The sequence below is a fragment of the Sphingomonas sp. CL5.1 genome (genome assembly GCF_013344685.1).
Classification (GTDB): Bacteria; Pseudomonadota; Alphaproteobacteria; order Sphingomonadales; family Sphingomonadaceae; genus Sphingomonas.
Window position 1 is genome coordinate 3,142,283 of record NZ_CP050137.1, and the last position, 24,897, is coordinate 3,167,179.

At 68.4% G+C, this 24,897-nt stretch carries 23 protein-coding genes, 2 tRNA genes and 1 pseudogene; 18 read left to right on the plus strand and 8 right to left on the minus strand.

Annotated features, from left to right (window positions below):
- Positions 1-22: 22 nt before the first annotated feature.
- A complete protein-coding gene (locus tag F9288_RS15135; RefSeq protein ID WP_174837548.1) occupies positions 23-1,303 on the plus strand; it encodes a glycoside hydrolase family 130 protein in 1,281 nt (426 codons plus the stop codon).
- Here the strand turns inward: F9288_RS15135 and F9288_RS15140 are convergent.
- On the minus strand, positions 1,278-3,254 hold the full coding sequence (locus tag F9288_RS15140) for an OPT family oligopeptide transporter (RefSeq protein WP_174837549.1): 1,977 nt from the start codon (positions 3,252-3,254) through the stop codon (positions 1,278-1,280). The two genes, F9288_RS15135 and F9288_RS15140, sit on opposite strands and share 26 nt — an antisense overlap.
- A gap of 103 nt (positions 3,255-3,357) precedes the next feature.
- Here F9288_RS15140 and F9288_RS15145 point away from each other — a divergent pair, with 103 nt between their 5' ends.
- A complete protein-coding gene (locus tag F9288_RS15145; protein ID WP_174837550.1) occupies positions 3,358-4,644 on the plus strand; it encodes a homoserine dehydrogenase in 1,287 nt (428 codons plus the stop codon).
- Between the two features lie 10 nt (positions 4,645-4,654).
- Here F9288_RS15145 and F9288_RS15150 read toward each other — a convergent pair whose 3' ends face one another.
- From F9288_RS15150 to F9288_RS15160, 3 genes and pseudogenes are all read right to left on the minus strand, one after another.
- A complete protein-coding gene (locus F9288_RS15150; protein ID WP_174837551.1) occupies positions 4,655-4,993 on the minus strand; it encodes a DMT family protein in 339 nt (112 codons plus the stop codon).
- Between the two features lie 155 nt (positions 4,994-5,148).
- A pseudogene (locus F9288_RS15155) lies at positions 5,149-5,298 on the minus strand (DNA primase); the annotation flags it as partial.
- 66 nt (positions 5,299-5,364) lie between these two features.
- Complete coding sequence (locus F9288_RS15160) at positions 5,365-6,597, minus strand: multidrug effflux MFS transporter (RefSeq protein ID WP_174837552.1); 1,233 nt, start codon at positions 6,595-6,597, stop codon at positions 5,365-5,367.
- A gap of 104 nt (positions 6,598-6,701) precedes the next feature.
- Here F9288_RS15160 and F9288_RS15165 point away from each other — a divergent pair, with 104 nt between their 5' ends.
- A complete protein-coding gene (locus F9288_RS15165) occupies positions 6,702-7,658 on the plus strand; it encodes an isopenicillin N synthase family oxygenase (protein ID WP_174837553.1) in 957 nt (318 codons plus the stop codon).
- A 26-nt stretch (positions 7,659-7,684) separates the two neighbouring features.
- Here the strand turns inward: F9288_RS15165 and F9288_RS15170 are convergent, their stop codons facing one another.
- The gene (locus tag F9288_RS15170; protein ID WP_254621209.1) at positions 7,685-8,113 is read right to left on the minus strand and encodes a helix-turn-helix domain-containing protein; all 429 of its coding nucleotides are present in this window, start codon (positions 8,111-8,113) and stop codon (positions 7,685-7,687) included.
- A gap of 200 nt (positions 8,114-8,313) precedes the next feature.
- On the opposite strand from F9288_RS15170, the gene F9288_RS15175 reads away from it, so the two are divergent.
- The 7 genes from F9288_RS15175 (at position 8,314) to F9288_RS15205 (ending at position 17,395) form a co-directional block, all read left to right on the plus strand.
- Entirely contained in the window at positions 8,314-8,652 is a 339-nt protein-coding gene (locus F9288_RS15175; RefSeq protein ID WP_174837555.1) for a hypothetical protein, read from the plus strand.
- A 106-nt stretch (positions 8,653-8,758) separates the two neighbouring features.
- Positions 8,759-10,864 carry a bifunctional (p)ppGpp synthetase/guanosine-3',5'-bis(diphosphate) 3'-pyrophosphohydrolase gene (locus tag F9288_RS15180; protein ID WP_174837556.1) on the plus strand — a complete coding sequence of 702 codons (2,106 nt, stop codon included), beginning with the start codon at positions 8,759-8,761 and terminating at the stop codon, positions 10,862-10,864.
- Between the two features lie 91 nt (positions 10,865-10,955).
- Positions 10,956-12,554, plus strand: coding sequence for a S10 family peptidase (locus F9288_RS15185; protein ID WP_174837557.1), 1,599 nt, complete (start codon positions 10,956-10,958; stop codon positions 12,552-12,554).
- A gap of 90 nt (positions 12,555-12,644) precedes the next feature.
- A complete protein-coding gene (locus tag F9288_RS15190; RefSeq protein WP_174837558.1) occupies positions 12,645-14,447 on the plus strand; it encodes a DUF885 family protein in 1,803 nt (600 codons plus the stop codon).
- Between the two features lie 97 nt (positions 14,448-14,544).
- Positions 14,545-15,555: a glycosyltransferase family 2 protein gene (locus F9288_RS15195; protein ID WP_174837559.1), complete on the plus strand. Its 1,011-nt coding sequence runs from the start codon at positions 14,545-14,547 to the stop codon at positions 15,553-15,555.
- Between the two features lie 108 nt (positions 15,556-15,663).
- Entirely contained in the window at positions 15,664-16,626 is a 963-nt protein-coding gene (locus F9288_RS15200; protein ID WP_174837560.1) for an RcnB family protein, read from the plus strand.
- An 85-nt stretch (positions 16,627-16,711) separates the two neighbouring features.
- Entirely contained in the window at positions 16,712-17,395 is a 684-nt protein-coding gene (locus F9288_RS15205; protein WP_174837561.1) for a 2OG-Fe(II) oxygenase, read from the plus strand.
- 1 nt (position 17,396) lies between these two features.
- Here the strand turns inward: F9288_RS15205 and F9288_RS15210 are convergent, their stop codons facing one another.
- Positions 17,397-18,320, minus strand: coding sequence for a LysR family transcriptional regulator (locus tag F9288_RS15210; protein WP_254620906.1), 924 nt, complete (start codon positions 18,318-18,320; stop codon positions 17,397-17,399).
- A gap of 85 nt (positions 18,321-18,405) precedes the next feature.
- On the opposite strand from F9288_RS15210, the gene F9288_RS15215 reads away from it, so the two are divergent.
- From F9288_RS15215 to F9288_RS15225, 3 genes are all read left to right on the plus strand, one after another.
- Complete coding sequence (locus F9288_RS15215; RefSeq protein WP_174837562.1) at positions 18,406-18,729, plus strand: UrcA family protein; 324 nt, start codon at positions 18,406-18,408, stop codon at positions 18,727-18,729.
- Between the two features lie 80 nt (positions 18,730-18,809).
- Complete coding sequence (recJ, locus tag F9288_RS15220; RefSeq protein ID WP_174837563.1) at positions 18,810-20,567, plus strand: single-stranded-DNA-specific exonuclease RecJ; 1,758 nt, start codon at positions 18,810-18,812, stop codon at positions 20,565-20,567.
- 63 nt (positions 20,568-20,630) lie between these two features.
- Positions 20,631-20,705 (plus strand) — tRNA-Glu (locus F9288_RS15225).
- 77 nt (positions 20,706-20,782) lie between these two features.
- On the opposite strand, the gene F9288_RS15230 is transcribed toward F9288_RS15225, so the two are convergent.
- Positions 20,783-21,616: a methyltransferase domain-containing protein gene (locus F9288_RS15230; protein WP_174837564.1), complete on the minus strand. Its 834-nt coding sequence runs from the start codon at positions 21,614-21,616 to the stop codon at positions 20,783-20,785.
- 82 nt (positions 21,617-21,698) lie between these two features.
- On the opposite strand from F9288_RS15230, the gene F9288_RS15235 reads away from it, so the two are divergent.
- From F9288_RS15235 to F9288_RS15255, 5 genes are all read left to right on the plus strand, one after another.
- A complete protein-coding gene (locus F9288_RS15235) occupies positions 21,699-22,421 on the plus strand; it encodes a ComF family protein (RefSeq protein WP_174837565.1) in 723 nt (240 codons plus the stop codon).
- 32 nt (positions 22,422-22,453) lie between these two features.
- Positions 22,454-22,711 (plus strand): glutaredoxin 3, encoded by a 258-nt coding sequence (gene grxC, locus F9288_RS15240; protein ID WP_174837566.1) that lies wholly within the window; start codon positions 22,454-22,456, stop codon positions 22,709-22,711.
- Positions 22,708-23,532, plus strand: coding sequence for a carbon-nitrogen hydrolase family protein (locus tag F9288_RS15245; protein WP_174837567.1), 825 nt, complete (start codon positions 22,708-22,710; stop codon positions 23,530-23,532). Before grxC ends, F9288_RS15245 begins: the two co-directional genes overlap by 4 nt.
- On the plus strand, positions 23,529-23,957 hold the full coding sequence (locus F9288_RS15250) for a DUF1178 family protein (protein WP_174837568.1): 429 nt from the start codon (positions 23,529-23,531) through the stop codon (positions 23,955-23,957). Before F9288_RS15245 ends, F9288_RS15250 begins: the two co-directional genes overlap by 4 nt.
- 319 nt (positions 23,958-24,276) lie before the next feature.
- Positions 24,277-24,353, plus strand: a tRNA-Arg gene (locus F9288_RS15255).
- A 157-nt stretch (positions 24,354-24,510) separates the two neighbouring features.
- Here the strand turns inward: F9288_RS15255 and F9288_RS15260 are convergent.
- Positions 24,511-24,771: an SWIB/MDM2 domain-containing protein gene (locus tag F9288_RS15260; RefSeq protein ID WP_174837569.1), complete on the minus strand. Its 261-nt coding sequence runs from the start codon at positions 24,769-24,771 to the stop codon at positions 24,511-24,513.
- Between the last annotated feature and the right edge of the window lie 126 nt (positions 24,772-24,897).

A 24,897-nucleotide genomic window follows, 5' to 3' on the forward strand; every position in this document is an offset into this window, starting at 1 on the left:
TGACGGCACGGCGAGGCGGGCTTTGGAGATATTCAACCACCGATTGCGGCTGCACGCCGATCCCTCGCGCGTCGTCGTGCGGCCGTTCCATCTCGGCTGGCAATCGAACGGGTCGGGCGTCAGCCGGTCGCAGCGGCTGATCAGCGAAGTGCTCGACATGACGGAGGCGGAGGCGAGCGCGCAGCTCGAGACCGTGCTCAAGGATTTCGAGGCACGGCACTGGCAGACGCGGCGCGTGTTCATGACCCGCTATGACCGGATCGCGGCGCAGCACGGGCTGGACGGCAGCCGCATCGGCGACGTGAAGCGCCAGCTCATCGGCGCCTATTTCTGCCACGAATACAGCTATGCCGCCGCCGCGCTGATGAATCCCAGCGCCGTGCCGCATCCCGATCAGTCGGGCATGCCCAAGGGATCGCAGCGCATCGTGATGTCGCTGCGCGCGGTGGGGGAGGGGCATATTTCCTCCGTCGCGTTCCGCGAGGGGATCATCACCTCCGACCGCCGGCTGAAGCTGGCGCCCGAGCCTCCGTTCGCCACCGCGGCCGACGCGGAAGGCATCAACGAGGAACAGGCGCCGACCGGCCCCGTGACGGTGGTGCGTCACCGCGATTCGACGCTTTCCGGCACGGTGATCTTCCCGATCACCGAGGCGCAGTCGAAGGGGCTGGAGGATTTGCGGCTCGTCAGGTTCATGCATGACGACGGCGAGCCGGAGTGGCTCGGCACCTATACCGCCTATAACGGCTCGACGATCCAGTCCGAGTTGATGCGGACGCGCGATTTCCGCTCGTTCGATCTCGTGCCGATGACCGGCACGGCCTCGCACAACAAGGGGATCGCGCTGTTCCCGCGCCGCGTCGACGGCGCCTATATGGCGATCGGGCGGCAGGACGGGGAGAACCTCTACCTGCTCAAGACCGACGATCTCACCCACTGGGACGACGGAGAGCTTATCCTCAAGCCGGACCAGCCGTGGGAGTTCGTCCAGATCGGCAATTGCGGCGCGCCGATCGAGCTGGACGAGGGCTGGCTGCTGCTCACGCACGGGGTGGGGGCGATGCGCAAATATTCGATCGGCGCTGCGCTGCTCGACAAGCGCGACCCGTCGAAGGTGATCGGCCGCACAAAGGCCCCGATCCTCGCCGCCGCCGATCAGGACCGCGAGGGCTATGTGCCGAACGTCGTCTATACCTGCGGGGCGATGAAGCACGGCGACATGCTGTTCATGCCCTATGGCATCGCGGACAGCTCGGTGGGTTTCGCCTTCGTCGATATCAAGGATTTGCTGGCGGTGATGTGACCAGCCCGCGCGTTCGGCGGTACAGCCACCAGACGAGCGCGACGAACAGCGCCGTCCCGCCGATCAATGCGGCGGGCGCGAAGCCATCGCCCGTCACCGCCAGCGGCGAATCGCTGTTGGTCGCCGCTACGATGCCCGCGAAGACCACGCCGAACAGGCTCTCGCCCACGATCATCCCGGTGGCGAGCAGCACGCCGAGTCGCTTCGCGTCCTCCACGTCGACGCGCCGTTCAGACCAGCGATCGTAGAACCAGCCGAGCACCGAGCCGACCGTCACCGGCAGGATCACCGCCATCGGGAGGTAGATGCCGATGCCGATCGCCAGCGGCGGCAGGCGCAGCAGCCTCGCGCGGCCGAGCGCCTCATCCAGCACGACGAAGGCGACGCCGGCGAGCGCGCCCCAGCGCAGCATCGGCCAGTTGAGGTCGCCGCCCAGCACGCCCTTCGCCAGCGCGGAGATCAGCCCGGCCTGCGGCGCGGCGAGCGCCTGCGGCCCCGCGCCGGGCGCGCCGGCGAAGCCGAAGGCGGTGTTGAGCAGGTCCATCACGATCGGCACCACCAGCGCGCCGAAGCATACGCCGATCACCAGCGCCACCTGCTGCTTCCACGGCGTCGCGCCGACGAGCTGGCCGGTCTTTAGGTCTTGCAGATTGTCGTTCGAGATCGTCGCCACGCCGAAGACGATGCCGGTGACGATCAGCGCATAGGCGATCAGCGCCTGCGCGGTGTCCGGCGGCGTGTCGCGCCCGAACAGTGCCACCAGCATCAGCGAGGCGGCGAGGATCGAGAGGATGCCGATCGCGGAGACGGGCGAATTGGACGCGCCGATCAGCCCGGCCATGTATCCGCACACCGCCGCGATCAGCAGGCCGATCACCAGCACGAACAGCAACGCCCCGCCGATCAGCACCACGCCCGACGCGGCGAGCGGTCCGCCTTGGAGAACGCTCCACAGCAGGATGCCGATCGGCGCCAGCATGGCGAGCGAGACGAGGCCGACGATCCCGATCGGCAGGTCGCGTTCGGTCAGCGCCAGCACCGCGCCGCCGCGCCGCGCGCGGCTCGCGGCGAGCGCGGAGGCGACGCCGCCGACCACCGGCCGCGCGATCTTCACCAGCGTCCACACCGCCGCGACGCCGATCACGCCCGCGCCGAAGAAGCGCACGTCGGCGCGGAACACGGCGTTGGCCAGTTCCTCCGCGCCGCCGCCCTTGCCGCTACGCGCGGTGAGGAAGGGGAGCAGCACCCACCAGCCGGTCGCCATGCCGACGAGCTGCGCCATGCCGACCGACAGGCCGACGAGATGCCCGACGCCAAGCAGCGCGAACGACAGCCCGCCCGAAATCCCGGTCGCGCCCGCGCCGACGCGGAACCAGCGCGCCGCCTCCGCCGCCGCCAGCTTCATCTGGGTGAGCAATGCGAAGCCGGCGGAGGCGAGGCTGCCCCAGATCAGCACCTTGAGGCCCTTGGCGCTCTCCGCCCCGCCGTCGCGCGCGGCGGAGCCGACCTCCAGCACCTCGGCGGCCGCGCGACCTTCGGGATAGGGCAGGTCGGTATCCACCACCAGCGCGCGGCGCAGCGGCACCGAGAACATCACGCCGAGGATGCCGCCGGTCGCGGTGATCGCGGCGGTGGTGACGAACGGGAAACCGTACCACCAGCCGATCATCACGAGGCCGGGCAGCACGAAGATGATCGCCGCCAGCGTTCCCGCCGCGCTGGCGATCGTCTGGACGATGTTGTTCTCGAGGATCGAGCTGTCGGGAAAGGCGCGCAGCACCGCCATCGAGATCACCGCCGCCGGGATCGAGGTGGCGAAGGTCAGCCCCACCTTGAGGCCGAGATAGACGTTCGCCGCCGTGAACAGCAGGGTGATGATCCCGCCGAGCAGGATGCCGCGGACGGTGAGTTCGGCAACGCCGGTGCGCTGCGCGTCGGAAGGGGTGGTCATCGGCGATCAGTAGCGGCGCGGCACGGCATGGGGAAGCCATCCCACTTGTCCCGGCCCGCTTCGTGGCCCAAGAGCGCGCGCGACCATTGGATAGGGAATCGACATGGCGGAAGCGTTGCGCGTGGCGTTGGCGGGGCTGGGTACGGTCGGATCGGGCGTGATCCGCGTGCTGGAGGCCAATCGCGCGCTGATCGAGCGCCGCGCCGGCCGCGCGATCGAGGTGGTCGCCGTCTCCGCGCGCGATCGCGGCAAGGATCGCGGCGTCGATATCTCCGGTTTCGCATGGGTCGACGACACGGTGGCGCTGGCCGACGCGGGCGCGGACGTGGTGGTGGAGCTAGTCGGCGGGGCGGACGGCCCGGCGCTGGCGCTGGCCCGCGCGACGCTCGGCAAGGGCAAGGCGTTCGTCACCGCCAACAAGGCGATGCTCGCGCATCACGGGCTGGAGCTGGCCGAGGCGGCGGAGAAGGCCGGCGTGCCGCTGAAGTTCGAGGCGGCGGTGGCGGGCGGCATCCCGGTCATCAAGGGGCTGCGCGAGGGCGCCGCGGCGAACGAGATCGCGCGGGTGCAGGGCATCCTCAACGGCACCTGCAACTTCATCCTCTCCAAGATGGAGGCCGAGGGCCGCGATTTCGGCGAGGTGCTCGCCGAGGCGCAGGCGCTCGGCTATGCGGAGGCCGATCCCAGCTTCGACATCGACGGCGTGGACGCGGCGCACAAATTGTCGATCCTCGCCAGCCTCGCCTTCGGAACGCGGCCGGCGTTCGAGGATGTCGCCATTCGCGGCATCCGCCAGGTGATCGCGGGGGATATCGCGGAAGCGGCGGCGCTCGGCTATCGCATCCGGCTGATCGGTCAGGCGGAGCTTGGCGCGGGCGGGCTGTTCCAGCGCGTCCAGCCGCAGCTCGTGCCGCAGGATCATCCGCTCGCCCATGTCACCGGATCGACCAATGCGGTGGTGGCGGAGGGCAATTTCGTCGGCCGGCTGCTGTTCCAGGGCGCCGGCGCGGGCGACGGGCCGACCGCCAGCGCGGTGATCGCCGACCTGATCGACATAGCGCGCGGCGAGGCGGGGCCGCCCTTCGCGATGCCGGCGGCGGCGCTGACGGCGGCGAACGCGGCGGATACCGGTTCGCGGCGCGGGCGGGCCTATCTGCGCTTCATGGTCGCGGACCGCATCGGCGTGCTGGCCGAGATCGCGGCGGCGATGCGCGACGCGGGCGTCTCGATCGAAAGCCTGATCCAGCGCGGCGCCAACCCCGACGGCAGCGCATTGGTCGCGATCGTCACCCACGAGGCGCCCGAATCCGCCATCGCCGCCGCGCTGGAACGGCTGCGCGGTTCGCAGAGCCTCGTCGGCGAGCCGATGTGGATGCCGATCCTGGGATAAGCCGGCGCGTTCAGGCGCGGCCGGCGAACATGAACACCACCGCGCCGATCAGGCAGAGGAACGCGCCCGCGTGGCGCCAGCCGAGCGGCTCGCCCAGCACCGTCACCGCGAACACGGCGAACACCGCGAGCGTGATGACCTCCTGCGTCACCTTGAGCTGCCCGCCGGTCCAGCCGTGGGCATAGCCGATGCGGTTGGCGGGCACGGCGAGGCAATATTCGGCCAGCGCGATGCCCCAGCTTATCAGGATCACCAGCGGCAGCGGCTTCGTCATCCCGCCCTTCAGGTGCCAGTACCAGGCGGTGGTCATGAAGCAGTTGGAAAGGATAAGCAGCGCGATCGTCGGCATCGGCATCCCCAGCCGGCGGGTGGCGGCGCCGATCGCCGCCCGCCCGTCGCGGTGGAGCGATACACCGGTTCAGAATCCGCGCAATCTCAGCGGCGCGGTTTTTCCTCGCTATCGGCGATATTGAGGCCGTCCTCGTCCGGGTCCAGATCGAGGTCCACGTCCGGCGCGAGATCGGTGATGATCGTCCCGTCGCTCGGCCCCTCGCGCGTCACCTCGAGGATTTCGGCGCGCTGGCTCTCGTCATAGCCGTCCTCGTCATAGCCGTCGTCGCCCGAGCCGAGCCCCGGCACCTGATGTCCACCCATCGCCATCTCCTCTCTTTCCATTTCCCTCGAACCCGCATCGGGCCGGGCGGTTCCCGGAAAGGAGCGTCAGGCGATCGGCTTGAACAGTCGCCCGTGCTCGGTGATCGCGGCGAGCGCCAGCGCGAGCAGCGCCGCGATCAGGAAGCCGGCGGTCAGCGGCATCGTCGTCCCGTCGAACGCATGGCCGATCAGCGAGCCGATCGCGGAGCCGAAGGTGAGGCTGACGAAGCCCTGCACGCTGGACGCCATGCCCGCGATATGCCCCATCTTCTCCATCGCCATGGCGGAGAAATTGGAGCTGGAAAGCGCGAAGCAGCCCAGGGTGATCGCCTGGAGCGTGGCGAAGACCGTCACCGTCTCATGCCCGGTCGTGGCGATGGCGAGGTGCAGCGCGGTGCACAGGATCATCACGCAGATCGCGCTGTGGCTGATCCGCCGCGTGCCGAGCCGCATCACCAGCCGCGCGTTGAACAGGTTCGCCACCAGCATCGTCCCCGCGCTGGTGGCGAAGATCACCATCAGCAGCTTCGGCGAGCCGAAGGTGATCGCCATGATCGGCTCGATCGAGCCGAGATAGCCGTAGAGCGCGGCGGTCAACCCCGTCGTGGCCAGCGTGTAGCCGAGCGAATAGCGATCGGCGAAGGTGGCGCGCCAGCCGGCGAGGATCGTCGCGACGCGGATGTCGTGGCGGTCCTCCGGCAGCATCGTCTCCGGCATCCGCGTCGCCACCCAGGCCATCACCAGCAGCGCCAGCCCGGCGACGATCCAGAACATCGTCCGCCACGTTCCGATCAGCAGGATCGCGGTGCCGAAGGCAGGGGCGATGATCGGCACCGCCATGAACACCATCACGGCGAGCGACATGATCTGCGCCATCGCCCGCCCGGCATAGCAATCGCGCACCATCGCCACGGTCGCGACGCGCGCCCCGGCGATCGCCACCCCACCGACGAAGCGCGAGGCGAGCAGCAGCGGGAAGCTCGCCGACACCGCCGCCAGCACGTTCATCAGCGCATAGGCCGCCAGCGCCCCGATCAGCATCCGCCGCCGGCCGTAGCGATCGACCAGCGGCCCGTGGAATATCTGCCCCGCGCCGAAGCCGATGCCGAAAATGGTGATGACGAACTGGTGATTGTTGGGGCTGGCGACGTGCAGCGAGCGGCCGATATCCGGCAGGGCGGGCAGCATCGTGTCGATGCCGAGCGCGCCCATCGCCATCAGCGCCGCGACGAGCGCCACGAACTCGCCGAACGGGATCGGCGCGCCGCGCGGCGTGTCCTGAGGTGACGATGCTGCCATGCAGCGCCCGTTACCGGCGGGAGCCGCGCAAGTCACCCCCTGGCGACTGGCGGAGCATCGGGGGAGGGGCTATGCCGGTCGTTTCCAATTCACGGACCGCACAGATGCTCGATACCCCGCTGGCCAAGGTGCCGACGCTCAGCCTGAACGACCAGGCAACCGACCCGATCGCCTTCGCCGCCGCGCTGGGCGGCTCGTTCGAGCGGTTCGGCTTCGCGATCGTCGCCGATCACGGCATCCCGCGCGACCTGATCGACCGCGCGTGGCGCGAGACGGAGGCGCTGTTCGCGCTGCCCGACGCGGAGAAGCGCGGCTATTTCGTCGCGGGTGGCGGCGGCGCGCGCGGCTATACGCCGTTCAAGACCGAGATCGCCAAGGACGCCAGGCACGTCGATCTCAAGGAATTCTGGCATATCGGCCGCGAGCTTCCCGCCGGGCACCGCTTCGCGGCGGACATGGCGCCGAACATCTGGCCGGCGCGGCCGGCGGGGTTCCGCGAGACGTTCCTCGAGCTGTTCACCGCGTTCGACCACGCGGGCGACCGGTTGCTCTCCGCGATCGCCCGGCACCTCGAATTGGAGCCTGACTGGTTCGATCGCGCGGTCACGGACGGCAACAGCGTGCTGCGCCTGCTGCATTATCCACCGATCCCGGCCGACGCGGAGGGCGTGCGGGCAGGGGCGCATGAGGACATCAACCTCATCACCCTGCTGCTCGGCGCGGAGGAGGCGGGGCTGGAACTGCTCGATCGCGATTCGGGGCGGTGGCTGGCGATCAAGCCGCCGGAGGGTGCGATGGTCGTCAACGTCGGCGACATGCTCCAGCGGCTGACCAACCATGTCCTGCCGTCGACCACCCACCGCGTCGTCAACCCGCCGCCCGAGCGGCGCGGACATTCGCGCTATTCGATGCCGTTCTTCCTGCATCCCGCGCCGGATTTCCTGATCGAGACGTTGCCCGGCTGCATCACCGCCGGCAACCCGAACCGTTATCCGACGCCGATCACCGCGCATGATTACCTGCACGAGCGGCTGGTAGAGATCGGACTAATCAGGAAGTAGGCGCTACGCCTCGCGGCGCCGGCGGGTCATTCCGCCGCGTGGGCGATATCCGCGCCGCCGCCGGTGACGACGTCGCCCGGCAACGCCCAGTGGAGATCGCCCTTGGCCAGCACGCGGCCGTCGTGGCTGAGCACGGCGACCTGCTGCACCGGACGGTTGTCGCGCGAGTCGACCAGGATCGGGAAGGCCGGCACGCCGGTCTCCCATCGCTCGCCCCATTGCCGCAGCGCAACCATGGTCGGCAGCAGCGCATGGCCCTTTTCGGTCAGGCAATATTGGATCTTGCGGCGATCCTCCGGCAGCGACTGGCGTTCCATGATTCCATGCTCGACGAAGCGCGCAAGCCGGTTGGCGAGGATGTTGCGCGCGATGCCGAGTTCCGACTGAAATTCCTCGAAATGCTGCAAGCCATTGAAAGCGGCGCGTAAAATCAGGAACGCCCAACGCTCGCCCATCGTTTCGAGCGCGGCCGGAAGGCTGCATTCGGTCAGGCGCTCGCGCAACTTCTCCAATCGGGTGCTCCTTGTTTCCGGCCATCCTAAACGAGCCGGGCGTGGCATCGAACAAAAATATCAATTGCCAATTGCAACTCGCACCTGCAATATGTAAGTAGCGTTCAGCAACTTATTTTCGCGAGGCTATGATGATTCGCTCGATGATCGCCGCAATGCTCACCTCGGCCGCTTTCCTTGCCTCGGCTGGCGCCTCGGCGCAGGCCAGCGGCGGCTATTTCGTCGCCACCCCCGTCGCGACCGCGACGAAGGATGTCGTGATGACCCGCGAGACGCCGTGGAATCTCCACGACGGCGTCTATGTCGCCGGGAAGGCGCCGTTGCGCGAGATGGCGGCGTGCCAGATGATGGCGCGCAACGTCGGCGCGCTTTCGGCTTTCACGGTCGCCGGCAAGGCGTTCGACGAGGCCGCGCTGGGCGAGTGCAACACCAAGGCCAGGGGCGGCGCGGCGGCGAAGGTCGCGTCCAACCAGCCGCGATAAGCTCGATCCGTTTTCGTGACGACAAGGGATGGTCCTTTCGCCGCTCCGCGCGGTGGAGGGACCATTTTTGTTGCAAAGCAATAGGCGAACGCGCCATCGTGCGCCGGTGCTGAGACAATATGAGCTGGTCGATCGGGTCCTCGCTTACGACCCGGACGCCGACGAGGCGCTGCTCAACCGCGCCTATGTGTTCTCGGTCAACGCGCACGGCACGCAGAAGCGCGCGTCGGGCGACCCCTATTTCAGCCATCCGATCGAGGTCGCCGGCATCCTGACCGAGCTGCATCTCGACGATGAGACGATCGCCACCGCGATCCTGCACGACACGGTCGAGGACACCGTCGCCACCTCGGAGCAGATCCAGCACCTGTTCGGCGACAATGTCGCGCGGCTGGTCGACGGCGTGACCAAGCTCTCCAAGATCGAGGCGCAGACGGAGAACGAGCGCGCGGCGGAGAACCTGCGCAAGTTCCTGCTCGCCATGTCGGGCGATATCCGCGTGCTGCTGGTGAAGCTGGCCGACCGGCTGCACAACATGCGCACGCTCCATCACATCGCGAAGCCGGAGAAGCGCCGCCGCATCGCGAAGGAGACGATGGACATCTACGCCCCGCTCGCCGAGCGGATCGGCATGTACGAGTTCATGAAGGAGATGCAGACGCTCGCCTTCCAGCAGCTCGAGCCGGAAGCGTATGAGTCGATCACCAGGCGGCTGGAGCAGCTCAAGGCGGGCGGCGGGGACCGCATCTCCAAGATCGGCTCCGGCCTCAAGCTGCTGCTCTCGCGCCACGGTATCCAGGCGGAGATTTCGGGGCGCGAGAAGCATCCCTATTCGATCTGGCGCAAGATGCAGGAGCGTCACATCAGCTTCGAGCAGCTATCCGACATCATGGCGTTCCGCGCGATCGTTCCCACGGTGGAGGATTGCTATACCGCGCTCGGCCATATCCATCGCCGCTGGCCGGCGGTGCCGGGGCGGTTCAAGGATTATATCTCGACGCCCAAGCGCAACGGCTATCGTTCGCTGCACACCACGATCATGCACGCGGAGAACCAGCGCGTCGAAATCCAGATCCGCACCGGGGAGATGCACGCAGAGGCCGAATACGGCCTCGCCGCGCACTGGGCCTACAAGCAGGACATGAACGTCCGGCCGGAGACGCAGCAGAACTGGATCGCCGATCTGGTCGAGATCCTCGACAATGCCGAGACGCCCGAGGAACTGCTCGAGCATACGCGCATGGCGATGTATCAGGATCGCATCTTCGCCTTCACGCCGAAGGGCGAGCTGATCCAGCTTCCCAAGGGGGCGACGCCGATCGACTTCGCCTATGCCGTCCACACCGATCTCGGCGACCAGGCGGTGGGCGCGAAGATCAACGGCCGGGTCGTGCCGCTGCGCACCGAGATCCACAACGGCGACCAGGTGCAGGTGCTGCGCTCCAAGGCGCAGACGCCGCAGGCGAACTGGCTGAACTTCGCGATCACCGGCAAGGCGCTGGCCGCGATCCGCCGCCACCTGCGGCTGGTCGAGCGCGAGCAGATCGTGGCGCTGGGCCGCAAGCTCTACGACGACATCGTCGCGCGCCTGCCGGCGCCGCTCGCGGCCGGGGCGCTGGAGGAGGGGGTGAAGCGGCTCAAGCTGGCGGATGAAGTCCAGCTCATGACCGCGATCGCCCGCCGCACGCTGACCGACGCGCAGGTGATGGAGGCGCTGATGCCAGGTTCCGCCGGGGCGGACGTGGCGCATGCGCCGCCGCAATCCTCCGCCATCTCGATCGAGGGGCTGGCGCCGGGCGTCGCCTATGAGCTTGCCACCTGCTGCCATCCAGTGCCGGGCGACCGCATCGTCGGGCTGCGGCGGCCGGATGCGTCGATCGAGGTCCACAAGATCGATTGCGCGACGCTGGCCGAACTTGCCGAGCGATCGGACGAGGAAACTGACTGGATCGACGTGCAATGGGGGCAGAAGACGCAGGGCGCGGTGGCGCGCATCTCGGTAGAGGTGCGCAACGAGCCGGGGGCGCTCGGCGTGATCGCGACGATCATCGGCCAGCACAAGGCCAACATCATCAACCTGCGGCTCGACAACCGCGATACCGGCATCCACACCAACACGATCGACGTGGAGGTGCATGACGCGCACCAGTTGATGCGCCTGCTCGCCGGGCTGCGCGCGGCCGACGCGGTGGCGGGCGCGGAACGCGTCTAGACGCCTTTTGCCGAAACGGCTTGCGATCCTTCGGATGCTCGGCGAATAAACCGCCATCACATATCCGGAAAAACAAAAGGGGAGCCTCGCCATGCTGGCGCGCACCATTGCCATTCTTCTCGCCACCACCTCCGTCGCGGTCGCCGCGCAGGACGCCCGGCCGGCGGAAAAGGCGGGGAAGGGCGCCCTCGTCTCCAATGCCGAACTGACGAAGCAGGAGGTCGAGGCCGCCTATGCCAACGCCCCGGTGCAGGAGCGGGAGGAACGCTCGAAGGGTAATGTCGCGGTCGCGGGGCGGACGCTCGCCTATACCGCGACCGCCGGCACGCTGACGATCCGCGACGCGGAAGGGAAGCCGACCGGATCGATGTTCTACACCGCCTATACGCTCGACGGCACCAAGCCGGGGACGAAGCGGCCGATCACCTTCTTCTATAACGGCGGCCCCGGCAGCCCGACCTTCTGGTTGCACATGGGCTCGTTCGCGCCGGTGCGACTGCGCACGGGCGACCCGGTGTTCATGCGCCCCGCGCCGTTCGATTTCGGGCCGAACCCGGATACCCTGCTCGACAAGACCGACATGGTGTTCCTCGACGCGATGGGCGCGGGCTATTCGCGCGCGCTGGGCGAGACCAAGCCGAGCCATTTCTACGGCGTGGACGAGGATGTCGACGCTTTCGCCCGTGCGATCATCCGCTACGTCACCAAGAACGGCCGCTGGAACAGCCCGAAGTTCATCTTCGGCGAAAGCTACGGCACGACCCGTTCGGGCGCGCTCGCCTATCAGCTTCAGGATCGCGGCATGGCGCTGAACGGCGTGGTGCTGCTGTCCTCGATCATGAACTACGGCTATCGCCAGCCGGGGCTGGATCAGGTCTATCTCAACTACCTGCCGAGCTTCGCGGCGGCGGCCTGGTATCACAACCGCATCGCCAATCGCCCGGCGGACGTGGCGACGATCGTCGAACAGGCGCGCGCCTTCGCGGTCGGTCCCTATGCCTCGGCGCTGGCCAAGGGGCAGTCGATCCCGGATGCCGAGCGCGATCAGGTCGCGAACCGGATGAGCCAGCTCATCGGCCTGTCGCCGGAGTTCATCAAGCGCGCCAATCTGCGCATCGACCTGCCGCGCTTCCAGAAGGAATTGCTGCGCGACAAACGCGAGCGGATCGGCCGGTTCGACGCGCGCTACGTCGGCATCGACACCGATGCGGCGGGCGAGCGGCCGGAATCCGATGCCTCGTCGGATGCGATCTCGGGCGCGTTCATCGGCACCTTCCACGATTATCTGACCAACACGCTCGGCTACAAGACGGACATGCAGTATCGCCTGTCCGCGCGCGACGCGGCGGGATTCGAGTGGAACTGGAAGCACAAGGCGCCGGGCGGCGGCTTCGCGTCGCAGCAGAACAACCCGAACACCGCCGTCGATCTCGCCGCCGCGATGCGCGAGAATCCCTATCTCAAGGTGCTGTCGATGAACGGCTGGTTCGACATGGCGACGCCCTTCTTTGGCACCGAATACGATCTCGGCCACATGATGCTGGAGCCGGCGCAGGTGAAGAACCTGTCGTTCACTTATTATCCCGCCGGCCACATGGCCTATCTGAACCCGGAGGCGCTGCACGCCATGCGGCGCGATCTGGTCAATTGGTACGACAACGCGCTTGCCGGATCGGGGAACGCCAACTGACCGCCGGGCGCGCAAGTGTATTATTGAGTTGTCACACCCGCGCGCCGCGCTACGATGAACCATCTCCCAGATAAAAGGGGCTTGCAACAGATGGATCGTCGTACATTCCTTGCTTCCTCCAGCGCGGCATCCGCGCTGGCGCTCATGTCCGGCGCGGTGCGCGCGCAGGCCGCGGCGGGCGATGCGAAACTCAACGCCACGTTCGACCGGGTGATGACCGGCATGCTTCCCGAGATGCCGTCGCTCGCCACGGTGCTCGGCATGGACAAGGGCGCCAACGCGCCGCTGAAGCACCGGCTGGAGGACAATTCCGCCGCCGGCCGCGTCAGGCTTCAGCGCATGCTGAAGCAGGCGATCGCGGACATCACCGCCGTCGCGCCGGATACGCTGTCGCCCACCGCGAAGCTCGATCGCGAGGTGGTGCTCTATTCGCTCAACGCGCAGGCCATCCCGCAGGATCGCTTCGGGCTGGATTCGGTGCAGCGGCCGTATCTGATCTTCCAGCAGGGCGGCAGCTATTTCGAGACGCCGGATTTCCTCAATTCCTCGCATACCATCACCAATGCGGAGGATTGTGCGGCCTATCTCGATCGTCTCGCGGCGATGGCGACTTCGCTGGACAACGACACGGCCGAGCAGAAGACGCAGGCCGCGCGGGGCTATGTCGCGCCGGGCTGGTCGCTCGACCTGACGCTGGGTCAGATGGCGAAGCTGCGCGATCCGTCGGCGGCGGAGAATGGCCTGACGCAATCGCTCGTCACGCGCGCGGCGAAGGCGAATATCCCCGGCGACTGGCAGGCGAGGGCCAGCGCGATCGTCGAGAAGCAGGTCTATCCCGCGCTCGACCGGCAGATCGCGCTGATCCGGGAATTGCGCGCGCATGGCCGCACCGACGATGGCCTGTGGGCGGTGCCGAGGGGCGAGGAAATCTACGCCGCCGCGCTGGCCGAGGCGACGACCACCAAATTCACGCCCGACGAAGTGCATCGCATGGGGCTGGATCAGGTCGCGTCGATCACCGCCGAGCTGGAAACGATCCTCAAGGCCAACGGGCTGACGCAAGGCTCGGTTGCGGACCGGCTCAATGTGCTCAACGTCCGCCCGGACCAGCTCTATCCCGATACCGACGCGGGGCGCGAGCAACTGATCCGCGACCTCAACGCCGGCGTCGCCGGCATGACGGCGAAGTTGGGGCAATTGGTCAACAATCCGCCCAATGCCCCGCTCGAGATCCGGCGCGTGCCGGTGGAGATCCAGGACGGCGCGTCGAACGGCTATTACTATCTCGCCGCGCTCGACGGCTCCCGCCCGGCGATCTACTGGATCAACCTCAAGAGCGTCGGCGACTGGCCGAAATATTCGCTGCCCAGCCTGACCTATCACGAGGGCGTGCCGGGCCATCACCTGCAACTCACCATCGCGCAGCAGGCCAGGACGCCGTTGCTGCGCAAGCTCGCCTTCTTCAACGCCTATTCGGAAGGCTGGGCGCTCTATGCCGAGAAGCTGGCGGACGAGGTGGGTGGCTATGCCACACCGCTGGACCGCGCCGGCTTCCTCCAGAGCTACCTGTTCCGCGCCGCGCGGCTGGTGATCGACACGGGCATCCACACCAAGAAATGGACCCGCGAGAAGGCCACCGACTATATGGTGCGGACGGTCGGCTTCGCGCAGCCGCGCTCGCAGCGCGAGGTGGAACGGTATTGCACCCAACCGGGGCAGGCGTGCAGCTACAAGGTCGGCCATGCCGCCTGGGTGCGCGCGCGGGAGAAGGCGATGGCGATCCAGGGCGCGAAGTTCAACGAGAAGGACTTCCACGACATCCTCCACGCCGGCGCGATGCCGCTGACCATCCTGGAGCGGATCGTGGAGGAACGCGCCCGCGCGGCGGCGTGAGGCGGGGTGGGGACGCGCGGTGGAAGCCAGCGTCCCCACCTTCCTCGCGCGTCAACAATCTGGTGATTTCCGCCCGGCTAGCCGATAAGGGGCCGCCATGTATCGTCCCCAGCTTTCCGTCGTCATCCCCTGCTACAACGAGGCGGCAACATTGCCGCTGCTGCATCAGCGCGTTTCCGCCGCCGTGCGCGCGGTGGTGGGCGACGATCATGAGATCGTGCTCGTCAACGACGGATCGCGCGACGATAGCTGGGCGATCATGCAGCGGCTGTCGGCGGCCGATCCGCGCGTGGTGGCGATCAACCTGTCGCGCAACCACGGCCATCAGCTCGCGCTCACCGCCGGGCTGGACCTGTGCGCGGGCGAGCAGATCCTGATCCTCGACGCGGATTTGCAGGACCCGCCGGAATTGCTTGCCGACATGCGCGAGACGATGAAGCGCGAGGGCGCCGACGTGGTCTATGCCGTGCGCCGCAGGCGCGAGGGCGAGACCCTGTTCAAGAAGGCCACCGCCTCCGCTTTCTATCGCGTGCTCGATCGCGTCACCGATACGGCGATCCCGCTCGACACCGGCGACTTCCGCCTGATGACGCGCCGCGCGCTCGACGCCTTCCTGTCGCTGCCGGAGCAGGCGCGCTTCATTCGCGGGATGGTGGCGTGGGTCGGCTTCCGGCAGGTGCCGTTCCCCTATGACCGCGCCGAGCGGCACGCGGGCGAGACCAACTATCCGCTGTCGAAGATGCTGCGGCTGGCGTTCGATGCGGTGACGGGCTTCTCCACCGCGCCGCTGCGCTTCGCCAGCCATGCCTCGGTCGCGCTCGCGGGGGCGTCGCTGCTGCTGCTCGTCTACATCGCCTGGGGCTATTTCGAGGGCAGCCCGGTGCAGGGCTGGACCTCCACGATGCTGGTGGTGACCGTGCTGAGCGCGGCGCAGATGTTCGTGCTGGGCATGATCGGCGAATATCTCGGGCGGCTCTACATCGAATCGAAGCGGCGGCCGCTGTATCTGGTCGCGGACATCGCCGGGCCGGTGCGCGGCCACGCGTCGCTGGGCTATCAGGCGGACCAGCCGCGCGAGCCCGCTGAACCAGCGACGGCGCGGCCGTGATTCTTACAATCTGCTGACAGCCCGGTTCAGCCGACATTCGCCACGACTCGGCCATATCCGTTAACATCAACGGGGCCGGCTCGTGCGCCGGCGATGGAGTGACCGGGAATGAAGAAGGTGATTTCAGTGACGCTGATGGCCGCGGCTTCGCTGCTGCCGCTTTCGGCGTCGGCGCAGGAGGGCTGGCAGCGCGGTGGCGATCGCGGCGGCGGTGCCGAGCACAGCGAGCGGCCGCAGCGTCAGGCCGCGCCGGGTGGCTGGCAACGTCCGGCGGCCCCGCAGGCACAGGTTCCGCAGGCGCGGCCGCAGCCTGGCATGCCGCAGCAGCAGGCACCCCGCCCGCAATGGAACGGCAATCGCGATCAGGCGCGGCAGCGCTGGCAGCAGAACGGCCAGCCCGGCGGCAATTGGCAGCGCCCGCCAGCACGCCCCTACCAGCCCGGACAACCGAACGCGGTGCCGCAGCGCCCCGACATGCCCGCGCAAGGCAATTGGGCGGGCCGCGACCGGCCAATGCCCGCGCAAGGCAATTGGGCGGGCCGCGACCGGCCGGACAACAACGTGCGTCAGCCGGGGCAGCCCGGTGGGTGGCAGCAGGCGCGGCCGGACGGCAATCGCGGGCCGAACAACTGGCAGGGGCGCAACCCGAACTGGCAGGGACGCGACCCGAACCAGTATAACCGCGATCAGCGGCGCGGCTGGAACGACCAGCGTCGCTACGGCTACGACAACCGCTATGCGGGCATGGGAAACCGGGGTCAGTGGAACCGCGACTGGCGGCGCGACAACCGCTACGACTGGAGCCGCTACCGCTACCAGAACCGTCAGGCGTTCCACCTGCCGCGTTACTACGCGCCGTATGGCTGGGATTACGGCTATCGCCGCTTCTCGGTTGGCATGGTCCTGTCGAACATGTTGTTCTCGCAGGACTACTGGATCGACGATCCCTATGCCTACCGCCTGCCCGAAGTTTATGGTCCGTACCGCTGGGTGCGCTACTATAATGACGCGGTGCTGGTGGACATCTATTCGGGGCAGGTCGTGGACGTGATCTACGACATCTTCTGGTAAGCCACCGCAAGCCGGGCAGGGCGGGCGCCGTTTCGCGACGGCGCCCGCTTGTCATCCGGCGCGGCCCGCGCAAAGTGGCGTCACCATGACGACCAGTTACGGATCTCCCGGCCAGCCTTCCCCGGTTCGGCGCTTCATCGGCGAACAGGTGCGGGCGCGGCTCGACGCCGATCCCCGGATGGAGCGCCTGCCGAGCGACCGCGCGTTGGCCTATCGCTGCCGCGAATATCTCGACGCCGACCGCTGCGAGCGGCTGATCGCGATGATCGACGCCAACCGCCGCCCCTCCACCCTGCTTTCCGATCGCGGCGATACCGCGTTCCGCACCAGCGACAGCTGCGACCTGCCGCGCTGGCAGCCCGAGGTGCGCGAGATCGACGAGGGGATCGCCGCGCTGCTCGGCATCGCGCCCGAGAATGCGGAGACGATGCAGGGGCAACGCTATGCCGTCGGCCAGCGCTTCCGCCCGCATCACGATTATTTCCACCAGGGCGAAAGCTATTGGCCGACGATGAAGGCGACCGGCGGGCAGCGGACATGGACCGCGATGATCTACCTCAACGACGTGGAGGAGGGCGGAGCGACATGGTTCCCGCAAGCCGGCCTGCGCGTCGCGCCGAAGCGCGGGCTGCTGCTCGCGTGGAACAACATGAACGCTGACGGCAGCCCGAACACGGCGACGCTGCACGAGGGATCGGCGGTGACGGAGGGGGTGAAATATATCGTCACCAAATGGTTCCGCGAAGCCGCCTGGATAGCTTCCGCCTGAGTCAGCTTGCGTAGCGCGGAATTCGCGGGGCGAGGAAATCCAGCACGGCCCTGATCCGCGGTTCGTGCCGGAAGCGTTCGTGATAGACCAGCCACAGGCTGACGGTGACGCCATCGAGCGGCGGCAGGCAGCGCACCAGATCGGGATCGTTGTCCGCTGCAAGACACGGCAGCACCGCCAGCCCCATGCCGGCGCGCACCGCCGCCAGCAGCCCGGTCGAGCTGTTGTGGTGCATCACCACCTGCCCCTCCAGCCCGTGCTCGATCAGCCATTGCTGATATTGCGCCCACACTTCCGGCTCGCCGCCGCCGATGAACGGCGCGCGCGCCAGTTCCTCTATCCGTCGCGGCACGCCATGCTGCTCGGCATAGGCGCGGCTGCAATAGACCGTCCAGGGATCGTGGGTCAGCCGGCGGCAGACGAGGCCCGCCCCGGTCGGCTGCTTGCTGACGCGCAACGCGACATCGGCCTCCCCGCCGGCGAGATCGCGCACCTCCTCGCTGGTATCCACCTCGATGCGGATTTCCGGGCGGGCGAGGCGCAGGTCGCGGATGATCGGCGCCATGAAGGTGAAGGCGAAGATTGGCGACATGGTGAGTCGCACCGCGCCGCCGGCCGCCCGGCCGAGCAGCGCCGCCTCGTCCCCCAGCCGCCGCATCGCTTCCTCCGCCGCGCGCGCTTGCCCCATGAGCGCCTCGCCGGCCGGGGTGAGCAGGTAGCCCGCCTGCCGTCGTTCGAACAGCACGAGTTCCAGCGCCGCCTCCAGCGCGGTGATGCGGCGGGCGACGGTCGTCTGGCTGACGCGCAGCGCCCGGCCGGCGGCCAGCGTGCTGCCCGTATCGGCCACCGCCAGGAAATGCCGGATGTCGCTCCAGTCGTGCATCGTGCCGCCATTCTGCACTTTTGCAGAACGGGCGCGCAACATCGTTGTTCGTCATCCGGGGTATAGCCGCACTATATGGGTGCTGCGCCGGCGCCGACGCGAACGACTTCCACCCCGGAGACATCCCATGAAGACCATCCTGACGCTCGCGGCGCTTGCCGCGGCTTTCGTCGGCGCACCTGCCTTCGCGCAAGGCGCCGAACCCGCGCCTTCCGTTGCGGTGCATCATGCCGATCTCGATTTCGCCCGCCCCGGCGACGTGCGGCGGCTCGATCATCGCATCGCCCATGCCGTGCGCGACGTTTGCGGCGAGGCATCCAGCGCCGATCCGGCCGGCAAGGTGAGCGTCACCCGCTGCCGCGCCGAAACGATGACCGCGGCCAATACGCAGCGCGCGGCGCTCGTCGCGGCGAGCCAGGAGACCCGGCTGGCCAGCGCGACGGTGCGTTGACTGCCCTGCCGTGCAGCCCGGCGACGCATTCCGCATCGCCGGGCTGTCACTATTATAGTGAAACGTGCCAATAGTGGGCGATGAGCGCTCCCGTCCTCGGCATTGAACGATCGATCCTCGGCCAGCCGTGGCGCTGGCGCGCCCTTGCGGCGGACCAGCGCGAGGATTTCGTGCCCGACGATCTCGTCACCCAGCTCCTGCTGGCGCGGGGCTGCCCCCGCGAAGGGCTGGACCTGCACCGCAACCCGACGATTCGCGGCTTCATGCCGGACCCGTCGATCTTCCGCGACATGGACCGCGCCGCCGCCCGCCTCGCCGATGCCGTGGAGGCGCGCGAGCAGGTCGCGATCTTCGGCGATTACGACGTCGATGGCGCCACCTCCGCCGCGCTGATGATCCTGCTGCTGCGGGAACTCGGGCTGGAGGCGCGGCCTTACATTCCCGATCGGCTGATGGAAGGTTACGGCCCGTCCGGCCCGGCGCTGGTGCGGCTGGCGGGCGAGGGGGCGACGCTGATCGTCACGGTCGATTGCGGCGCGCAGGCATTCGACGCGCTGGAGGCGGCACGCGCCGCGCCGGTCGACGTGATCGTCGTCGATCACCACCAATGCGCCAGCACCCTGCCGGCGGCGCTCGCGCTGGTGAACCCGAACCGGCTGGACGAAGGGGAGGGGCGCGCGCACGGGCATCTCGCTGCGGTCGGCGTCGCCTTCTTGCTCGGCGCGGCGCTGCTCCGCGAGTTGCGAGGGCGCGGCTGGTTCGCGGCGCGCGCCGAGCCGCGATTGATGGACCTGCTCGATATCGTCGCGCTGGGCACGGTCGCCGACGTGGCGCAGCTTCGCGGCCTCAACCGCGCCTTCGTCGCGCAGGGGCTGAAGGTGATGGCCGCGCGGCACAATATCGGGCTGACCGCGCTGATGGAGGCCGCGCGCCTCACTCGCGCGCCGACCGCGACCGATCTCGGCTTCGCGCTCGGGCCGCGGATCAATGCCGGTGGGCGCGTCGGCCGCGCGGACCTCGGCGTGCGCCTGCTGACCACGCGCGACCCGATCGAGGCGCGCGAGATCGCGGCCGAGCTGGATAAGCTGAACGAGGAGCGTCGCGCGATCGAGACGGCGGTGCAGGAAGCGGCCGAGACGCTGCTCTCCGCCGGCCGCGCGGTGACGGTGGTCGCCGGCGAGGGCTGGCACCCCGGCGTGATCGGCATCGTCGCCGGGCGGCTGAAAGAAAAGCTCGGGCGGCCCGCGGTCGTCATCGCGCTGGACGAGGCGGGGGTCGGCAAGGGTTCGGGCCGGTCGATCACGGGTATCGATCTCGGGCAGGCGGTGCTCGCTGCGAAGGAGGCGGGGCTGCTCGTCGCGGGGGGGGGGCACGCCATGGCGGCGGGGCTGACGATCGACGGCGGGAAGGTGTCCGCGCTCGCCGATTTCCTTGAGGAGCGGCTGGCCGAAAAGGTGACGGCGGCAATGGCGGATCGCGCGCTGCTGGTCGATTCGGTCCACGCGCCGGGCGGGGTGACACCCGAGCTGGTGTCGGCGCTCGACGCCGGCGGCCCCTATGGCACCGGCTGGCCCTCTCCCCGCGTCGCGGTGGGGCGGGTGCGCCCGGTGCGCGTCGATGTGGTCGGCAACGGCCATGTCCGCGCGATCGTCGCTGGCGACGACGGGCGCAGCTTCAAGGCGATGGCCTTCCGCGCGGCGGACACGCCGCTCGGCCAGGCGCTGCTCGGCGCGGACACGCATCGGCGGCTGTGGCTGGCGGGGCGGGCGAAGGTCGATACCTGGGGCCAGCGCCCGGCGGCGGAGCTGCATGTCGACGATGCGGCATGGGCCGATTGATTTCCGGCTGATTGCCGCCTTGACCGCGCCGCTTCCGTCGCCTAACCGCCGTCCCCGCCCAACGGCCCCTTCGTCTAGCGGTTAGGACGCGGCCCTTTCACGGCTGAAACACGGGTTCGATTCCCGTAGGGGTCACCATCGGCGCGGATGGCGCTGGAATTGGTCGCATCGGACGACGCCGCCCCCGCCGCAGCGCGGGGGATATGCCCTCATTCTCAATCTTTCTTGCCAATCGCGTTTGCCAGCGAGGCGGTCGCGCTGCCGCGCCGCGCCGGCTGCGGCTGATCGGGCGAAGGCGCCCAGGCGGTGAGGTAGAGGATCGCGAACCGTTCCGTCGTCCGCCCATCCGCATCCGCGCGGCCGGCGAACGCTTCAGCGGCGCGGGCAAGCACATCGCGGCGCATGGCGCGGCGTTCGGCGAGGATATTGCCCGCGCCCATCCCGCGCAGATCGTCGAGCAGCCGCCCGAAGCTCGCGTAGCGCACGTCGATCGTCTCGATATCCGCCACCGGCAGCGCGAAGCCCGCACGCATCAGCAGGTCGCCCGCCGCGCGCACGTCGATCTGCGGATGGATGCGCGGCGCTGGCCGGTCGCCCTCCGCCTCGCGCAGCACGGCGCGGAGCGTCGGGAGGCTGCCGGCGCCGGCGAACGCGGCGAGGAACAGCCCGTCCGGCCGCAAGGCGCGCCGCGCGAGCGCCAGCGCGCCGGGCAGATCGTTGACCGTATCGAGCACGCCGGCGGATACGATCAGGTCGAACGATCCGTCGCGGAACGGCAAGCGATCCTCGTCGCCCTGAACGCCTCCCGCCTTCGCGGCAAAGCGGTGGCCCGCGTCGAGCCGCGCGATGCGCGCGCCGGGCAGCGCGAAGCCGCCGCCGAAGCTGCCGAGATCGAGCACGTCGCGGAACTCGCGCTTCACGCTCGCCAGCCGATCGAGCAGCCCCTCGATCATCGCGGCGCGCAGGAAATCATGCGCCGGATAAGCGGCGGCGATGCGGTCGCGGCGGAACCGTCGCGCGGCGCGGTCGAAGATTTCGGGCGGGCGCATGAGCGTTCATCTGTCCTGCTTGACGAATTGCCGGCTTGTGCCCTTCGCCGATCGGCGGGACAAGGCCGCGAAAAGGGGAAAGATGCGCGAGACGATGCGCCGGATGCTCAAACTGGCGTTGCCGCCGCGCTGCCCCGGATGCGGGGCGGTGATCGCGGCCGATCATCGCTTCTGCGCGGATTGCTGGGGCGAGTTGCGCTTCATCGGGCCGCCGTGGTGCGCGTCGTGCAACGTGCCGTTCGCCTTCGCGCGCGGTGACGATGCCCGGTGCGGTGCCTGTCTCGCCGATCCGCCGCGCCATCGCGGGATACGCGCGGCGGTCGCTTATGGCGAGGTGGCGCGCGCACTGGCTCTGAAGCTCAAATATGCCGGGCGCACCGCTTACGCCGAAACGGCCGCGCGGCAGATGATGCGGCTGATGCCGGCGGAGGCCGACCTGCTGGTGCCGGTGCCGCTGCATCGCTGGCGATTGTGGCGGCGCGGCTACAATCAGGCGGGGCTGATCGCCGCCGCGCTCGGGCGGCTGACTGAAACGCCGGTCGAGCAGCGCGCGCTCGAACGCTTCCGCTCGACGCCGATGCTACGCGGGTTGGGTGCGCGCGAGCGTCGCGCCGCTGTGTGCGGCGTGTTCCGCGTTGTGCAGGAGGGAAAGATGCGGATCGCAGGGCGCAATATCGTGCTGGTCGACGACGTGCATACCAGCGGCGCGACCGCGAATGCCGCCACCGCCACGCTGCTCGGTGCCGGCGCCGCGTCGGTCACGATCATGTGCTGGGCACGCGTGCTTGATGCCGAGGCGGATTGACAAGCAACGCGCCCGCCCACACTTCGCAATCCATGGCGAACGTGGAAATCTATACCAAGGCCTTCTGCCCTTATTGCTCGCGCGCGATGCGATTGCTCGCGGAGAAGGGCGTCGAGCCGGTCGAATATGACATCACGCTGGGTGGCCCCAAGCGCGCCGAGATGATCGAGCGCGCGAACGGCCGCACGACCGTGCCGCAGATATTCATCGATGGCCGGCATGTCGGCGGATCGGACGATCTCGCCGCGCTGGAGGCGGATGGCAAGCTGGAGCCGCTGCTCGCGCCGTGAAGATCGCGCTGGCCCAGACGACGACCGGGATCGATCCCGCGCGCAACGCCGCCGAACTGGTGGAAGCGGTCCATGCCGCCGCGCGGGGTGGGGCGACGATGCTGTTCACGCCGGAGATGTCTGGTCTGCTCGATCGAGATCGGTCGCGGGCCGCCGCGTCGGTCGTGAGCGAAAATGACGATCCTGTGCTTGCCGCCGTCCGCGCGGCGGCGGCCGAGGCGGGAATCTGGGTTGAACTAGGCTCGCTCGCGCTTCGGCGGACGGATGGCCGCTTCGTCAACCGCAGCTTCGTGATCGATGCGACGGGCGCGGTGCGCGCGCGCTACGACAAGCTCCATCTGTTCGACGTGGATCTGCCGACCGGCGAGCGGTGGCGGGAATCGGCCGCTTATGCCGGCGGGGAGTCGGCTGTGGCGGTCGATACGCCGGTCGGGCGGCTGGGGCTGAGCATCTGCTACGACCTGCGCTTCGCCGGTCTCTATGCGGCGCTCAGCGGCGCCGGGGCGACCGTGCTGAGCATCCCGGCTGCCTTCACGCGCCCGACCGGCGCGGCACATTGGCATGTGCTGATGCGCGCGCGCGCGATCGAGTCCGCTGCCTTCGTGGTCGCGGCGGCGCAGACCGGCCGGCATGAGGATGGCCGCGAGACCTATGGACATTCGCTCGTGGTCGATCCGTGGGGTGAGGTGCTGCTCGACATGGGCGAGGTGCCGGGTCTCGGCTTTGCCGACATCGATCCGCTCGTGGTGACGGCGGTGCGCGGGCGCATCCCGGTGATCGACCATCGCCGGCCGATACCGCCGGTCGAGGTGGTGCCGTGATCGTTTTCGACCTGCGCTGCCCGGACGCGCACATATTCGAAGTATGGTTCGCCTCGTCCGAGACGTTCGAGGAGCAGAAGAGCAACGGGATGATCGCCTGCCCGATCTGCGGCGCGACCGAAGTGGTGAAGGCGGTGATGGCGCCGCGCGTCTCCGCCAAGGGCGATCATGGCGAGACGCCCGCGCCGGAACAGGTGAAGCAGGCGCTCGAAGCGCTCGCGGCGGCGCAGGCGAAGGCGTTGGAGGGATCGCAATGGGTCGGCGCGCGCTTCGCCGAGGAGGCGCGCTCCATGCACCTTGGCGAGCGTGAACAGGGTTCGATTCATGGCCAGGCCACGCCTGCCGAAGCGAAGGCGCTGGTGGAGGAGGGGATTCCCGTGGCGCCGTTGCCGTTTCCGGTGCGGCCGCCGGAGACGTTGAACTGACAGGCGGGGCGCTGCCTCGGGCAGGTGCCATTGCCGATTGGAAGTGCTGGGCGGATCGGCCAGATCGCCTCATCCGCGCTTGTGCATTGTCATTGCCGGGAAGTTCTTCGCCTCGCCCCGGAAAGCGTTCGATCGGATCGGCGCGGAGCATCCCTTTGCGGGCGTTCGTCCAATAGGCCGGGCGATCGAAAGCCGGTCCGGTCCTGGTCGGAATCCAGCCGCGGGATATAAGGATGGATCGGATCAAAGCCGCTCAATCCGTTCCCTTTCGGGTCCGATTGACCGTGGCTGGCGCAGCCTATAGGGGCAGGAACGGCCCGTCCCCGTAGCTCAGCAGGATAGAGCAACGGTTTCCTAAACCGCAGGTCGGAGGTTCGAATCCTCTCGGGGACGCCAGCTCTTCCGCCGATGTCATGCAGGAACGCGGTCTCTCCGGCGCGCCTGGCGTCGGTCTGTCGCGGCCGCACCGAAGGTTGCACCGGGCTAGTGTGTCACCGCGTCAGGAGAATACGAAAAACGGCGCCGATCGGGACGACCGGCGCCGGAAAGAGCGTCAGGCCTTGACGTGCTGCGAGATGTACTTGTTCATCTCGAACATCGTCACCTTGTCCTTGCCGAAGACCTTCTTCAGCTTGTCGTCGGCGAGAATCTCGCGCTTGTTCTCGGGATTCTGAAGCTTGTGCGACTTGATGTAGTCCCACACCTTGCTGATCACCTGGCTGCGGGGCAGCTTGTCGTTGCCGACGATCGCGCCCAGTTCCGCCGAGGGCTGGACGGGGGCGTGGATGCCGCCGCTCTTGGTAGTCGTAGCCATTATATTCCTTCCTGTTGCGCCGGTTGACCGGCCTCTTTCGGAATCACGCCTTCTGGAGCGCGCGACGCTTGTGCGCCGCCTTTTCACGATTGTCACGCCCCGGCATGATGTTGAACGGGCTTTCGT